Below are 13,581 nucleotides of genomic sequence, written 5' to 3' on the forward strand. Positions count from 1 at the left end.
TTGTTACGAAGCAGGCAGCGCAACAGACCAATCTGTAGGGGGTCAATTTTGGACGCCGATCCCCCGGCTCAGGGGGTCAATATTGCAGGCCGAATGACAGTCAATTCCGCCAGCGCCTCCGAGGGCGCGATATCGCGGGGCATCACATCGCCGGTAACCGGGTCCTCGGCGTCTTCCGCAATGATTTTGCCCGTCGCCTGCTAGCCGCCAGCGTCCCGGCGAGCATCGAAGCTCCGATCCGGCCCTATTTGACGGAGAACGCCGAAGGCGCCGCAACGCTGTCGTATCGTACGCCTACCTCGATCTTCGCACCATACAAGGCGGGGGCCGGCGCCGCTCTCCTGACGCTCGCAACCGAGCTGGACGCTGTGTTCAAGCCATCGCGCGGGACGCGGCCGGGTCAGGCTAGCTAGGTCGGCGTTGCGTGGCGAATAAGCGAACAAATGCCGGTCATGCGAGCGATGGGATGACGGACAAAGCGCCGAACAGCTGTCAGAGCCGGCTCGATCGGTTGCCGTGACATCAACGTTGGAATTGCGCCTGCCGCCTGCGCGCCGGCTTGGTCTCCCAGCCGCCGCGTGGCGGCTACAAGGGATGCAAGTTCACCGGATTCATGGAGCGGAGCGAGAATTGTCCTGACCATCACAAGATAGGCTGGCCAGTGCGCAAGATGCCGATACATACTGGCGGTGAGAGCTGGATCTTTATCTTCGCCAAATCCGTTTAATTCATGAACAAGACTAGCGAGCGCGCCAGGCATCTCGGCCAAGGGAATGAGCTGTGGTAGCGCGGCGCGCCCCGGAGCCATGTATGCGCTCACGCTTTCAGTCAGTCGCTCGCCCGTCTCCAGCGGTGGCATAGCCCGATCGAACCGCGCCAGAAAAGCTGAAAGGCAAACGAGCGCCAGCGCGTTGGTGTGTTGATAGCTGTCCAAGACCTCGCCGATCGCCGTAAGGGCCCCGTTGTCGATACCGGCCGCGCGCAGCGCGTCGCGCGAAATGGCAGGAACGGGGGGAAGAGGGAGGTGCGTGCGAATGTACGCCGCAGGGCCGACGGCGGCGCCCTGGTAGAGCGGTTTTAGCGATGTCCAGACCCACTCAAGTCCGCCGGGTATCGTCGCGAGGTGGCGCCAGATCAGGTTCACGACCTCAACGTCGAGCGTCTGACGGATATCTTCAAAGATTTCCGCGATCTTCCCTGTCGCAGAGTGTTCGGTGGCAGCGGCGACCGGGTCGCTATGAAACGAATAAGCCATCGCGCGTTGCCTCAGGCCGGCAAAGGATTGGAGGCGGAAAGCGGAGTATAGGCATGCGACCCCTCCCCTCCAGTAGATGCAGAAGGGCGTGACCGCGACGGCCAAAGGATTTCCGCGCGCAGGCCAGGTCCATCGGAGCGGTTCTTTAAGCGGAGCTGCGCGCCCCCTGCCCGCAGCGCCAGTGTGACAATGGAGAGGCCAAGACCGCTGCCAAGCGCCGTCTTATTGCGCCCGCGGAAGAAGCGGTTGGTGACCAGCCCAAGCTCGTCTTCCGCGATCCCGGGACCGGTGTCCTCGACATAGAGCACCGTGCCGTCGGCGGTGCGTTCCGATGACCAGCGGATGGTCCCGCGTTGTGGCATATGTCGAACGGCGTTTTCATGCAAGTTGCGGACCGCCAGAAGGAGAGCGTCACGGCTTGTCGTGGCGACGGTCAATTGCAATTCCGGATCGATTACGACGTCCGCCTCTCGGTCCGCGGCCGGCAGCGCCGCCAGCATTTCGTCCAGGACATCGCCGAGGCGCACGGGCGTGAGAGGTACACCACGCTCAGAATCGAGCCTGGCGATCGTGAGCAGCTGGCGGACCAGCCGTGTCGTCCGGTCAACGGAGAACATGATTTGACGAAGGGCCGCATCACGGACGCCCGGTTCAGTGGCAGACATCGCGATCTGGGTTTGCGTGCGCAAACCCGCAAGCGGGGTACGGAGTTCGTGCGCCGCAAACGCCGTGATATCACGTTCGTGACGTAGCGCGTCGTCTACGCGCCCAAACAGATTGTTGAGTGAGGTGACCATCGGCTGAATTTCGGTCGGAACGCCGGGCGTCCGGAGTGGGGTCATGTCATCGGCGTCACGTCTCTTGAGGTCCTCTGCCAAAATTTGTAGCGGCCTGAGACCCCGATTGAGACTCACCCAGATCAGCAACGCCAGAAGGGGAATGGTCAGCAGCATGGGCGCCGCCAGACCTTTGATAATGTCGGTTACAAACGCCTCTCGCAAACCCAGTCGATCACCGACCAGAACCCGCACATTTTTGGCGGGATCTTCAGCTGTGAAGACGCGCCACGTCTCGCCCTTGATTGTGCGCTCGGAGAACCCTGTCCGCGTGTCACTCAGCTTTTCACTGGGTGTACCGCTGGACCGTGCCACGAGACGGCCATCGAGCGACCAGATCTGGCATGAGAGCTGGCGCTCATAGCTGAGAAGATCGCCAGCATGGCTGGCATCGGCATCCTTCTGAAATGAGCCGGCGCCATTGGTTGATGCCAGAGAGAGGACCATTCGGGCCGCTTCCTGCAGACGGGAGTCGAGCACATTTTCAACCTCCCGTGTCGTTCCGATATAGACCCAGCACGTGGCGGCGAGCCAGATGAGGCCGGTTGCGGTAACTAGGATGAAAAACAGCCTGCGCCTGAGTGAGTTCATGCTGCGTCCGACCTCATGCGATATCCGATGCCGCGAATAGTTTCGATCCGGGACCGCCCGATCTTTGCACGCAGCTTGTGGACGTGCACTTCAACGGTGTTGCTCTCGATCTCCTCTTGCCAGCCGTAGAGCCTGGCCTCGAGATCGCTCTTGGAAAAAACCACGCCCGGGCGATCCATGAGCGCCGAAAGGATCGCAAACTCGCGACGCGACAAGGCGATGTCTGCCCCATCCACCGACGCCGTCAAGCGCGCGAGGTCGAGCGTTAGGCCATTGTGCGATACCGAGGAGACTGCCCGTCCTTCCTGGCGGCGGCTGATTGCCCGGACCCGCGCGGCAAGCTCATTCAGATCAAAGGGCTTACCCAAATAGTCGTCGGCGCCCGAATCCAATCCCTTGATGCGGTCCGAGACTTCATCAAGTGCCGTCAGGAGAAGAACGGGGATTCGATCGCCCTTGGCACGTAAAGACGCCAGGAGGTCAAGTCCTGATCCATCTGGGAGCATGACATCGAGAACCACCGCATCAAACGTATCGACGGCAAGGGCGGCCTGTCCATCGGCACAGCTCGAAACGACGTCGAGGGTAGCGCCCTGCAGGCCGAGACCGACCTTTAGACCATTGGCGAGAACCATGTCGTCCTCGACCACGAGAATCCGCATCTGCGCCCGCTCCTGTCGTTGCAGCTCCTCTCGGCGGCCAACCTTAAGGCTGGCTTAAGGTAGCCGCGTCACGGGACCCTCCGTTCGTCACGGAAGGGTCTTCATGGCATACGTCCGCAATCTCGGATTTGTTACACTGGTCCTCGGCTTTATCGCGGGTATCCTGCCTGCTGCCGCTGGGGGAATTACGCCGCCGGATCAGGCCTTCCGGTTCCACGCGGAAGCGACGGACAATGGGGACGTGCGTGTAGACTGGTCGATCCTACCCGGGCACTACCTTTATCGGGACCGGATCCAAGCCTCGGTAGACGGGCAGCCGGTTGCGATTGACACCGCTCCAGGGGAGCCCAAGGACGACCCCAATTTTGGCCCGACCGAAGTCTATCACGGGTCAACGACGGCAACGGTGCCTGCTGGCGTCCTGAACAAGAAAACCACGCTTACGGTGACCTATCAGGGATGCGCCGAGAACGTCATCTGTTACCCGCCCATCTCCAAGGCAATTGATCTTCCAACGCTGTTGGTCAGCGATGCGGCGGATGCACCGGCAGCGGTCGCCCAGGGCGATCAGAGCGCGGATCAGGCGCAAGCCGTCGGGACGGCGGAGGCGGTAAGCGGAGCGGAGGACGAAACAGCGGCGCTCCGCGGCCGCAGCCTGATCTCGACGATGTTTGCTTTTCTTGGCTTCGGCATATTGCTGTCGTTGACGCCTTGCGTGTTTCCGATGATCCCGATCATGTCGGGCATGCTGGCACGCACGGAAGGCCAGCTGTCGCTCGGGCGAAGCTTTGTGCTTTCGTCGGCCTATGTCCTGGCGATGGCCGCGGCCTACGGCACCCTTGGCATCTTTGCGGCATGGTCAGGAGAAAACCTACAGGCCGTCTTGCAGACGCCTGCAGCGATCTTCGTAATGAGCCTCGTATTTGTGGCGCTCGCGTTGTCCATGTTTGGCCTGTTCGAGCTCCAACTTCCGCAATCATGGACGGCAAGGCTGGCGCAATCTGCCGGAAACAAGGGCTCGGTCGGGGGTGCAGCTGCGCTCGGTTTTGGCTCCGCGCTGATCGTCGGCCCCTGTGTCACGCCGCCGCTCGCAGCCGCTTTGATCTATGTGGGGCAGACCGGACAAGTGCTGCATGGATCGCTTGCCCTGTTCGCGCTCGGTCTTGGCATGGGCCTTCCGCTCGTCGCATTCGGCGTCCTTGGCGCCAAGGTGCTTCCTCGTTCCGGTGCCTGGTTGATGCGCACCAAGCACATCTTCGGCTTCGTATTCCTGGCGCTCGCCGTTTGGATGTTGTCGCGCGTCCTGCCGGTCCGCCTGATGGCGGCGGTGTGGGGTGCGTTGTTTCTCGCCATCGGAGGCTACTTCCTCGCCGCTTGGATACGCGCAAGGCCGCGCAACAACGTCCATGTTGCGGCAGCCGTGGTTGGCGCGCTGAGTCTTGCTTATGGCTGCGCGCTCGCTGGGGGCGCGGGGATGGCGATCTACGAACCACTCCAGCCGTTAGCTGCAGCCGGCCTCGTCACGGCTCCTGCAAATGCGACGGGGGCCTCCGACGGACTGCATCTGGCGACCAATAACTTTCGAACCGTTACGAACGTGGCGGATCTCGACGATGCCGTCGAACTTGCCCGGAAGCAGGGACGGACGATTATGGTCGATTTCTCTGCAGAGTGGTGCACCGAGTGCAAGCTCATGGAGCGCAACGTCTTCTCGCAGGAGCCCGTGAGGCAAGCATTTCGCAACTTCCTGCTGGTGCGGGCTGACCTCACGCATTTCGATCGCGACAGCAAGGACCTGATGAAGCGGTTCGGGGTGGTTGGCCCGCCGACCATCGTCTTTATCAGTCCGGAAGGCCGCGAGATCCAAGAAGCAAGGATCGTCGGCGACGTCGGCATCTCGGCATTTCTAAGCAAGCTGGCGAAAGCCGTTCGGGCCTAACCGCTCGTCTCAAAGGAGGTTTTCCTTGACCAACATCGTTTCGCGCTCACAATTTCTGCGGCTCGCGGCTCTTTCATCGAGCATTCTCGTCATGCCGTCGGCGGCTCTTGCTGATGAGAACGAAATCACGCGGGACATGATCTTCAACGATCCGGAAACGCCGACGGGCGGCAATCCAAATGGTGACCTGACGATCGTCGACTTTTTTGACTACAATTGTCCCTATTGCAAAGGGGCGGCGAAGCCACTCGAGAAGGTCGTCAAGGCCGACGGCAATATTCGGTTGGTATACAAGGATTGGCCGATCCTGCACCCGACATCCATCATCGGCGCACGTCTCGCCCTGGGAGCGAAGTATCAAGGGAAGTACCTCCCCGTTCATCATGCCCTCATGAACATTGATGGATACGGGGTCGAGCAGGAAAAGATGATTGAGGCGACCCACAACGCGGGGGTCGACGTCGCGCAGCTCGATTCCGACATGGCTACACATGCAGACGATATTGCACGCCTGGTTAAGCGCAATCTGAACATTGCCGAAGCGATCGGCCTCCAAGGAACGCCTGGATTTCTCGTGGGTCCCTTCAAAGTGAACCAGGCCTTGAATGAACAGGGGTTCGTGCGGGTGGTGGCCGACGCCCGCGCGCGCCAAAAAAGCCAAAAAACGAAGTAACCACTCACATTGTTTGAAAGCATCACATTTATGCAGAGGTTTTCCGTTTGTCGTCGCATGCGTCTGGTCGTATCCGCGTGCGCGTTGTCTGCTGTGCTGGCTGGCTGCTCGGTGACCGGAGGGCCGGTTGCGAGCTCATCGTTCCTGCCAACGGCGTCCGGAGCGTCTGCCCAGTACGCGAGCCTCCGATCGGAAACATTTCCAGTCGATGAGATCGACGTGTCCCACATCGATCCTCAGTTTCTGAGACAGACGGTTGCCTATCGTTCACCTTATCCGGCTGGTACAATTGTCGTCGACCCGCACAAGCGCTTTCTCTATCTTGTCCAGAAAGATGGTCAGGCGACGCGCTACGGCGTAGGCGTTGGACGTGAGGGACTGGCGTTCTCCGGCACGGGGATCGTGCAAGATAAGCGCGAATGGCCCCATTGGACGCCAACCAGCGCCATGATCGCGCGCCAGCCCGAACGGTACGCGAAGTGGGCGAAAGGGATGGAGGGCGGCGCGGGTAATCCACTTGGCGCGCGGGCCCTCTATCTCTTCAAAGACGGCAAGGACACGCGTTACCGAATTCATGGCACGACCGAGCCGGACAGCATCGGCAAGGCCGTATCCTCGGGCTGCATCCGCATGATGAATCAGGATGTTATCGACCTCTATTCGCGCATACCGCTCGGGACGAAAGTGGTCGTGCTATAGCCAACGGGGCTAGCCGAGGTCCTTGTAGGCGCTTGCAGCTCGCTGGACTGGCCGGCTCAAGGTCGTTGCGCCGTTGCCTGGGGCGACCTCGGCATCACAAGCTCGTTCACGAAAGCGACCCGTAGGGGCTTCTTCAGCTGCGCTTAAGGTGCCTCGTCCCTCTGGAGAGATCGCAACCTTCGTTAGGATCCCCCTCATGCGCTCTCTGACGCAATTCACGGAACCGCTTCGCGACTGGGCGCCTCTGCCCATCCGCTTGATCGTCGGCTACGGCTTCATGGCTCACGGCTTTGCCAAACTAACGCGCGGACCGGACACATTTGCCGTCGTCCTGCATACCCTGGGCGTTCCCATGCCAGAAGTCGCGGCGTGGGTCACAACGGCTGTCGAGATATTAGGTGGCGCATCGGTCTTCGCAGGCCTCCTGATCCCAATTGCCAGCATTCCTTTGGCCGTCGTGCTGCTAACGGCTCTCTTCACCATCCATCTCCCTTACGGGTTCTTCTCGGTGAAGCTGGTGCAAGTGACGGAATCCGGCACGAAATTCGGGCCAGTCGGTTACGAGATTCTTCTACTGTATCTCGGTGGCTTGGCCACCCTGACCTTCGGCGGTGCCGGGCGGCTGTCGCTTGATCGCTGGATCGAGAAAGCGCGCTTGCGAGCAATGCAGCTTTCTCCTGGGAGCGGGGTAAGCCCCCGCACCTTGTAACAATGCTCCTCATGTTGCGAATAGCAAGGTGAGGCCTTCGCGTTCAGACGAATGAGCACGAAGCGGAGCAGAACTCGCACCGCCAAACAAGGGAAAACCCTGCCGTGACGACCGAGGAGCTCATTAGGGGACTGGCTGCCGATCGTATGATCGGGCCCCGCGCCGGCTGGCTTCTGGCGGCCGCTTTGCTCCTCGGTACGTCACTTGTGGCTCTGATATTCTTTTCGGCTATCGGATTTCGCCAGGACATCGCATGGGCTTTGGGCACCGTGCGCTTTGTCTTGAAGTTCGTGATTGTCGTTCCAGTCGCAGTTCTTGCCGTAGGAGGGACTTTCCGGAATACAACGCCATTATCGTCACCAGCACGGTGGGGACGGCTGCTCCTTGCGCCCGCGCTACTGTTGGTCTTAAGCGCCCTAGTCGAACTCGTCGTCGTGCCGAGCTCTGAGTGGCTGACAAAGGCCATCGGATCGAATTCAGTCAACTGCATGACCATCATCCCGACCCTCGGCTCCGTGCCTTTGGTCCTGTTTATCCGCGCCTTGCGGCGGGGCGCACCGGCTAATCCAGGGCTTAGTGGTGCACTCGCGGGCCTTGCCGCCAGCGGAATTGCAGCGACCTTCTATGCCACCAATTGCTTTGATGACAGCCCGCTCTTTGTGATCACCTGGTATCCCCTCGCAACAGGAATTCTGGTTCTGTCGGGTTACCTCGCCGGCTTGCGTTATCTTCGGTGGTAGATGCTGAGCCAAATCGCGCGCAGCATGACGGCACTTACGATCGTTTCGATGCTGCGGGATCGCGCACGCTGGCCACTGCACTACGAAAACCGTCGTAAGAAAGACTATTGTAGACAATATCACTATTTTAAAAGGTGGGCGTTCCCTCGAACAGGAGCAGGCACGTTTGAAGAACGGCCGCCAGCATCTGTTCTCTGATGCTTTCACCGCCGGGAGTTGCCATCATCGCGCTATGTACCGCGACGTATCGGCCTTGATACTTTGCGGCGAGAGCGAGCCGCGCGCCATCGACGCCAAGCTCAGGATTGGTCAATCCTTGTAGACCAACCGGATGTTTCCATCGTCCTTGACGAGCTTATCGAGATTGCGTTTGTTCACTTTGTAGAAAGGACAATGGTAATCGGAGAAGGCCGCAATTGTGACATCGCCTTGGGGATTGCCTGCATTCGGCAGGTCCGGTCGCGGGCGATGGCATCCATCTCCGTCCCCTTTGGAACGGCCCAGCCTGATTGGATCGAAACGAAGCGGGGCAACAGCGCCATACCGGGGGCGAGTGCCAAGAAGACCCTACGCTTCATACAAAAACCTCTCCCGGCAAGGACGCGCCCGTTTGGCGGTGATGAGCTTAGCTTAAGCCAAGCTTGAGGCGCGATGGTCAGATCTCCCCGGTGCAATCGCCGCCGCGCGCGTCAACGTCGGTGCGGCGCAACAGAAATCGGCGGCTCGCCGTTGAATTGGAGGGTCGCGTTGGCCACTGTTGAACTCACGGTTGATGGCAGCATGCTTGTGCTTTCTCGCTGCTCTCGCAACGACCAAAATCCCTATACTGGCCATTCAAGAAATGCCTGAGGATCATATCGAACGCCTCACCCGGTTTTGAAAGCATGCAAGACGCTCGAATCACACTCTCGACGTTTGTGTCGAATAGCGTGCCGTTGATCGCGCAGACTCTCTCTTATAGACGCAGAAATCGAGTCGGCGATCTACCTTCATTACAAAGTGAGCCATACATGCCCAGGTCGAACGCCCCCTATCCCAATCACAGCATTCTCGAGATGATCGCCAAAGGACAGACTTTCATCTCGTTATCGGTTGCGCGTTGGGCTCCCGTACCTCTTCGTCTTATCGTCGGATACGGCTTTGCGGAACACGGCTTTGCCAAGCTCTTACGAGGTCCCGACAATTTCACGGGAATTCTGCATGCGATGGGCTTACCTGCTGCCAAGACGCTCGCGTTGCTCACGATCTGGACGGAAATAATCGGAGGTGCTTGTGTTGCGATCGGCGCACTCGTGCCGCTCGTCAGCATTCCGATGGCCATTGTGCTGCTGGTCGCGATCTTCACCGTGCACCTTCAATACGGCTTTTCTTCCATAAAGCTGCAAGCAATCGAAGCGACGGGGGCGCGCTTTGGCCAACCCGGCTATGAAACGGATCTGCTCTACCTTGCCTGCCTCATGGCGCTCGTCGTGGGCGGGAGCGGACCGCTCTCAGTCGATCGGTGGCTGGCGCGCCGAGTGAAGCGGCGTGTCCAACATGATGGTCGCGACGATTAAATCAACAAAGGAGGTCATCGCTGCCTCCGCGGTAGGGACGCGGAGGCAGCGCATCGGGCCGATTGGCATGCGCGAAGCAAAGAAACAGCGCCTGGAGGGTCTTTCTATTCCTGTAGGCGGCGCGAAGCGTCATCCACGGAGCCGGCGGCATCAGCAAGACTTTCGCTTTGCGGCGGAACGATCGACAGTGTTGATAAGTCGATTGCCTTACGAATCGGCGGATAGCAGAACGTGTCCTGGCCGCAGCCCTTGTACGTGACAATCAACACTCCCCTCTCTGGCAGTTGTTCACCCACCGTGTCAGCCAATGCGAGGCCTCGATACACCTCGCGTATTCCTGAAATGCGGTATGGACCGAAACCTTCGAATTGTCCTTTCGAAGTCGCCAGCTTGATCATGCGTCCGTCGAGCGTGGCGCTAATCTCGTCGCGATACAGATAATAACCCGGGGCAATCGTCCATGTGAGTTCGAGCCCGACTTCTTCCTCATCCCGCTGGACGTTCATTACGAAAGCCTCGTCCGGCTGGCGCGGCAGGAAGGCGGCGCCGGCCCCCACCGCGATCGGTGATGCTGCCAAGACAACCGCGAACAAAGCCCTTCTATGGGACATCGAAACTCCCTCAAGTTTCCTGGGGCGGTGTGTGGTTGCTTCGGCTTAAGGCAGCCTTAAGCGCTATCGGCTTGTAGCTAAGGCCGCGGCGTGGAGCGGCGGCGCCTGGCGAGCATAGGGAACACGCCCTCTCGGCGATCGACCGAGGCATCTATTCTCGACGACGCTCCCCTCAATTCGGGATCGCGCGCCAGGCGTGTTCGACCCATCCGGCAATCGGAAAATGACCGCCGGCATGCAGGCAGAGCTCCAAGACGCCACCGTCGGCTCGCCGAGCCGAGCGTTGGCATACCAAATGAAGGTCTTCGCTTCCGGTTAGGTGTGCTGGCTCTGCAGCATGGAGGACTGCAGTCTTTCCCAGGATAGAGAAGCTGTCGCGCACACTATCTTGCCGAATGCCTGGCTCCACTTCTCGTCCCTCGACCGGAACAGTCTTGTCGGCCAGTCCATGCAGATGGAGAAGAACCGGGAGAGGTGCCGCACATTGATTTGGCGCAGGCGCCAGAAGGCACCGGACATCGGCGCGAATGCCGCAAACAGGCGAGGTTCCCGGCAGGCCAAATACCACATCATGGACGCGCCCTGCGAAAATCCTGCGCCAAGCAGACGCTTCCGGTCGATTGGAAAGTGCTCGACGAGGTCGTCAACAACGGCGTGGACGTACTCAAAATCGTCGCGGTGATGCGTTGGCGACGAAGGAAACGACCATGTCTTCTGTTCACCGTTGAGCGCCACGAGAGCGATTCCGAGACGCTCCGCCGTGGCCGCCAGGGACGCATCGCTCATGACGTCTTCGGCGGCCTGTTGCCATCCGTGAAAGTAGATAACGGCTCCAAGCTGGCGGCCAGACGCGTTCGTCGGGAGCCGAATCCGATAGCTGCCCTCGGTTACGAGGCAATCGCTTGTAGCGCCGCATCCGAAGCTCGCTCTCCATGGAAGTGACGCGAGCAGGACGATCAATCCTGCACAGAGCCGTCTCATCGTGCCTGCCGCCCGCCGGGCAACGCGGGCACTGTCTACGCCCGCGTTCCGGGGTCGATGATGTTCCGTGCCCTCGCCAAAGCGGCGCCTTCCCATACTCATCCTCGCGAAGGTGAGGAGATCGACGAGCGAGAGATAAACCGAGTCACGTTCTGGCTCTCAGCAATGAACGAGCCACTCAGTCCTGTTCAGGCCGAAAGCGGAATTCCAATGGATCGCGCCAACGCGGCGATCTGCCGCCATTGCCAGCAGACGATAATCGCGGCGCACGTCCAGACCGAGCATGCTTGCTTGAACAAGACGCCGCCATCGCCGTAGGGATCAACTCCCAGCGGGGTCGCGAGATGGAAGAAAATCGCGCCTGTCATAAGCAGCAACGCCCCGACCGCTCCCAATCCTTGAAGCGCCGGCGTTAAGATGAGTATTGAAGCCAGGATCTCGCAAAGACCGACACCGATGCGCATCACGCTTTCATGGCCCTTAAAACCAAGCCAGTCGGTCAGGGTTATGAAGAGCTGCACACTGCCTTCGTCTCCAAAAAGCTTGTATTGCTCATACCACAGAAAGATGAAGGCGACGTAAGCTGCTCCGATCCAGCGAATTCCAACGGTCAAGGGCAGCGTGCGCGATTTGGAAGACAAAACGGCCACAAGCAGGACGAGAGGTAACACGATTCCCGCTATGCCAAACTGTGTAATGGCCGGGTTGCCGGTTGCGACAGCTGCGCCAATGAGAAACGTTCCCAAGATGTCTCGGTCGTTGCTTGAGCCGGCGATCATCATATTCCCCTAGTACAACCGCAATTTCTATCCGTTGAAGGACGCAGGACGTGAGCTGTCGAGCTTAAGGCAGTCTAAAGAGGAGCAGCCTCCAGTGGGCTGCCCCATGTTTTGCTGCGCTTTGCTGGCAGTATTCAACCTTCCTGCTTCAGTGGAGAGTTGATTTTGTTGATGCCGCTGTGAGCGCCGCAAGTGCGCCCAGCCGTACCGAGGTTTGCTGCAGCCGATTCAGCCGGCTGACGGCAAACCGGTTCTTCCCCATCCGCGCTGCCAGCCGATGCGTGAGAAGGGTTGCGGCTTGTTCTTCGTCACCACTGCGAAGGAGACTCTCGATATAGACTTGCTCGAATAGATCGCGTTGAGCATTGCTGCCACCGATATCGGTCATGGTCGAACGGGCGGACGAGAGCCATTTCGCAGCTGCGATATAATCTCCATCCTGGAAGGAGAGGAGGCCACACGCGACCGTGCCACCACACCTGGCGGCGACCCGTCGCTCGTCGCTTGAGTTGGCAAAGGAGTCGTCTACGACACGGCGTGCGAGTTCGTCGGCGCTCTTCACCCGACCAGCACCGAGCAATGCCAAAACATAGTGCACGTCAGCGAATACGAGGCGCCCGTCGAATGCGCGCCTTTCGGCTCGGTCGGCTATAGCGTCCCAACGGTTTCCGACGTCGATTCCCTCATATTCGAGCCGGGCGAGTAGCGATGCACAGCTCGCGATATCGCGATAGTCGTCCGAGCAGTTGCCCGCCATGCTTTCATCGTAAAGAGCCGTCGCCTCGGCGAACTGACCAGCCTCCAGTTTGAACAAGGCGTGATGCCACGTTAGATGGAGACTGAAATTGTTCGCATGCGACCATTTCCCCCGATCCGACAACCATGCCATGCCTTCGTCAGCTCGCCCGGTCATTTCGAGGACATGTGCCACCGCATGTCGTCCCCAGACGTCTCGCGGCGCGAGATCGACAGCTAGCCGCCCGGCATGCTCCGCCTCGGTGTACAGATGCCGCTCCTCGAGCGCGAAGGCCAGGCATCCTTGCGCATATCCGGAGTAGGGATGATGCCGCCCGAATGCGGGCACCACCCGCTGCAAGATGGCCAGCATCTGTGCCTGATCGCCCAGCGCAAAACGCAGCATATGCGCGAGTTTGATTGCCAATATGTCACAAGGATATTCCGTAAGGACGCGCTCCAGAATGGTTGCGGACTTCCGAGGCGCGTCAAGAATCCACTGCTCAAGGGCCTGCAAAAACAGGCCCTCGCGCGTGTTGATGCCCCGGTTCGATTGCGCGCGCCAAGCCTCATCCATGCAAACCACCGCGGCGGGAACGAGATCGGCTCGAGCCAAGGACAGAAGCATCAATCCGTTTACGGCGTGCGCAAGCGCAAAGTCCGGGTCCAGAACGAGAATCCGCGCGATCCGGTCGGCTGCCGACGCATCATGAGACAAGATCGCTTCGACGGTCTCATTCCATGCTTCCCGTACTTCGTCACGTGTGACCGAAACAGCGTATCCAGATAGATCATTATACATCGGGCGTCATCCA

The 13,581-nt window shown here is 59.7% G+C and carries 14 protein-coding genes; 7 read left to right on the forward strand and 7 right to left on the reverse strand.

Annotated elements, in window-relative coordinates; genetic code table 11:
• Window positions 1-409: 409 nt before the first annotated feature.
• From IVA81_RS17510 to IVA81_RS17520, 3 genes are read right to left on the reverse strand one after another with little or no spacing between them, the layout of a single operon-like run.
• Window positions 410-1,255 (reverse strand): hypothetical protein, encoded by an 846-nt coding sequence (locus tag IVA81_RS17510; RefSeq protein ID WP_247320240.1) that lies wholly within the window; start codon window positions 1,253-1,255, stop codon window positions 410-412.
• A gap of 11 nt (window positions 1,256-1,266) precedes the next feature.
• Complete coding sequence (locus IVA81_RS17515) at window positions 1,267-2,682, reverse strand: ATP-binding protein (protein ID WP_247320242.1); 1,416 nt, start codon at window positions 2,680-2,682, stop codon at window positions 1,267-1,269.
• Window positions 2,679-3,344 (reverse strand): response regulator, encoded by a 666-nt coding sequence (locus IVA81_RS17520; protein ID WP_247320244.1) that lies wholly within the window; start codon window positions 3,342-3,344, stop codon window positions 2,679-2,681. Before IVA81_RS17520 ends, IVA81_RS17515 begins: the two co-directional genes overlap by 4 nt.
• 103 nt (window positions 3,345-3,447) lie before the next feature.
• Between IVA81_RS17520 and dsbD the strand changes: the two genes are divergently transcribed.
• The 7 genes from dsbD (at window position 3,448) to IVA81_RS17555 (ending at window position 9,660) form a co-directional block, all read left to right on the forward strand.
• Window positions 3,448-5,283, forward strand: a complete 1,836-nt coding sequence (dsbD, locus tag IVA81_RS17525; protein WP_247320246.1) for a protein-disulfide reductase DsbD — start codon at window positions 3,448-3,450, stop codon at window positions 5,281-5,283.
• A gap of 25 nt (window positions 5,284-5,308) precedes the next feature.
• Complete coding sequence (locus IVA81_RS17530) at window positions 5,309-5,956, forward strand: DsbA family protein (RefSeq protein WP_247320248.1); 648 nt, start codon at window positions 5,309-5,311, stop codon at window positions 5,954-5,956.
• A 219-nt stretch (window positions 5,957-6,175) separates the two neighbouring features.
• Window positions 6,176-6,655, forward strand: a complete 480-nt coding sequence (locus IVA81_RS17535; protein WP_346015873.1) for a L,D-transpeptidase — start codon at window positions 6,176-6,178, stop codon at window positions 6,653-6,655.
• Between the two features lie 196 nt (window positions 6,656-6,851).
• Window positions 6,852-7,364, forward strand: coding sequence for a DoxX family protein (locus IVA81_RS17540; protein WP_247320250.1), 513 nt, complete (start codon window positions 6,852-6,854; stop codon window positions 7,362-7,364).
• 104 nt (window positions 7,365-7,468) lie between these two features.
• On the forward strand, window positions 7,469-8,104 hold the full coding sequence (locus IVA81_RS17545; protein WP_247320252.1) for an NrsF family protein: 636 nt from the start codon (window positions 7,469-7,471) through the stop codon (window positions 8,102-8,104).
• Window positions 8,105-8,270: 166 nt separating this feature from the next.
• Entirely contained in the window at window positions 8,271-8,426 is a 156-nt protein-coding gene (locus tag IVA81_RS17550) for a hypothetical protein (protein WP_247320253.1), read from the forward strand.
• 688 nt (window positions 8,427-9,114) lie between these two features.
• Window positions 9,115-9,660, forward strand: coding sequence for a DoxX family protein (locus tag IVA81_RS17555; RefSeq protein ID WP_247320255.1), 546 nt, complete (start codon window positions 9,115-9,117; stop codon window positions 9,658-9,660).
• Between the two features lie 104 nt (window positions 9,661-9,764).
• Here IVA81_RS17555 and IVA81_RS17560 read toward each other — a convergent pair whose 3' ends face one another.
• The 4 genes from IVA81_RS17560 to IVA81_RS17575 form a co-directional block, all read right to left on the reverse strand.
• A complete protein-coding gene (locus IVA81_RS17560) occupies window positions 9,765-10,238 on the reverse strand; it encodes a protein-disulfide reductase DsbD domain-containing protein (RefSeq protein ID WP_247320257.1) in 474 nt (157 codons plus the stop codon).
• A gap of 348 nt (window positions 10,239-10,586) precedes the next feature.
• Window positions 10,587-11,354 carry a PHB depolymerase family esterase gene (locus tag IVA81_RS17565; RefSeq protein ID WP_346659397.1) on the reverse strand — a complete coding sequence of 256 codons (768 nt, stop codon included), beginning with the start codon at window positions 11,352-11,354 and terminating at the stop codon, window positions 10,587-10,589.
• Window positions 11,355-11,440: 86 nt separating this feature from the next.
• Complete coding sequence (locus tag IVA81_RS17570; protein ID WP_247320261.1) at window positions 11,441-12,034, reverse strand: DoxX family protein; 594 nt, start codon at window positions 12,032-12,034, stop codon at window positions 11,441-11,443.
• Between the two features lie 145 nt (window positions 12,035-12,179).
• Entirely contained in the window at window positions 12,180-13,568 is a 1,389-nt protein-coding gene (locus IVA81_RS17575) for a tetratricopeptide repeat protein (protein WP_247320264.1), read from the reverse strand.
• Between the last annotated feature and the right edge of the window lie 13 nt (window positions 13,569-13,581).

It is taken from the genome of Bradyrhizobium sp. 141, from assembly GCF_023074055.1.
Lineage (GTDB): Bacteria > Pseudomonadota > Alphaproteobacteria > Rhizobiales > Xanthobacteraceae > Bradyrhizobium.

Bases quoted from the DNA above. Each gene is read 5' to 3' on its own strand.
- IVA81_RS17510 (WP_247320240.1), bottom strand. From the start codon at position 1,255: ATGGCTTATTCGTTTCATAGCGACCCGGTCGCCGCTGCCACCGAACAC.
- IVA81_RS17515 (WP_247320242.1), bottom strand. From the start codon at position 2,682: ATGAACTCACTCAGGCGCAGGCTGTTTTTCATCCTAGTTACCGCAACC.
- IVA81_RS17520 (WP_247320244.1), bottom strand. From the start codon at position 3,344: ATGCGGATTCTCGTGGTCGAGGACGACATGGTTCTCGCCAATGGTCTA.
- dsbD (WP_247320246.1), top strand. From the start codon at position 3,448: ATGGCATACGTCCGCAATCTCGGATTTGTTACACTGGTCCTCGGCTTT.
- IVA81_RS17540 (WP_247320250.1), top strand. From the start codon at position 6,852: ATGCGCTCTCTGACGCAATTCACGGAACCGCTTCGCGACTGGGCGCCT.
- IVA81_RS17555 (WP_247320255.1), top strand. From the start codon at position 9,115: ATGCCCAGGTCGAACGCCCCCTATCCCAATCACAGCATTCTCGAGATG.
- IVA81_RS17565 (WP_346659397.1), bottom strand. From the start codon at position 11,354: ATGAGTATGGGAAGGCGCCGCTTTGGCGAGGGCACGGAACATCATCGA.
- IVA81_RS17570 (WP_247320261.1), bottom strand. From the start codon at position 12,034: ATGATGATCGCCGGCTCAAGCAACGACCGAGACATCTTGGGAACGTTT.
- IVA81_RS17575 (WP_247320264.1), bottom strand. From the start codon at position 13,568: ATGTATAATGATCTATCTGGATACGCTGTTTCGGTCACACGTGACGAA.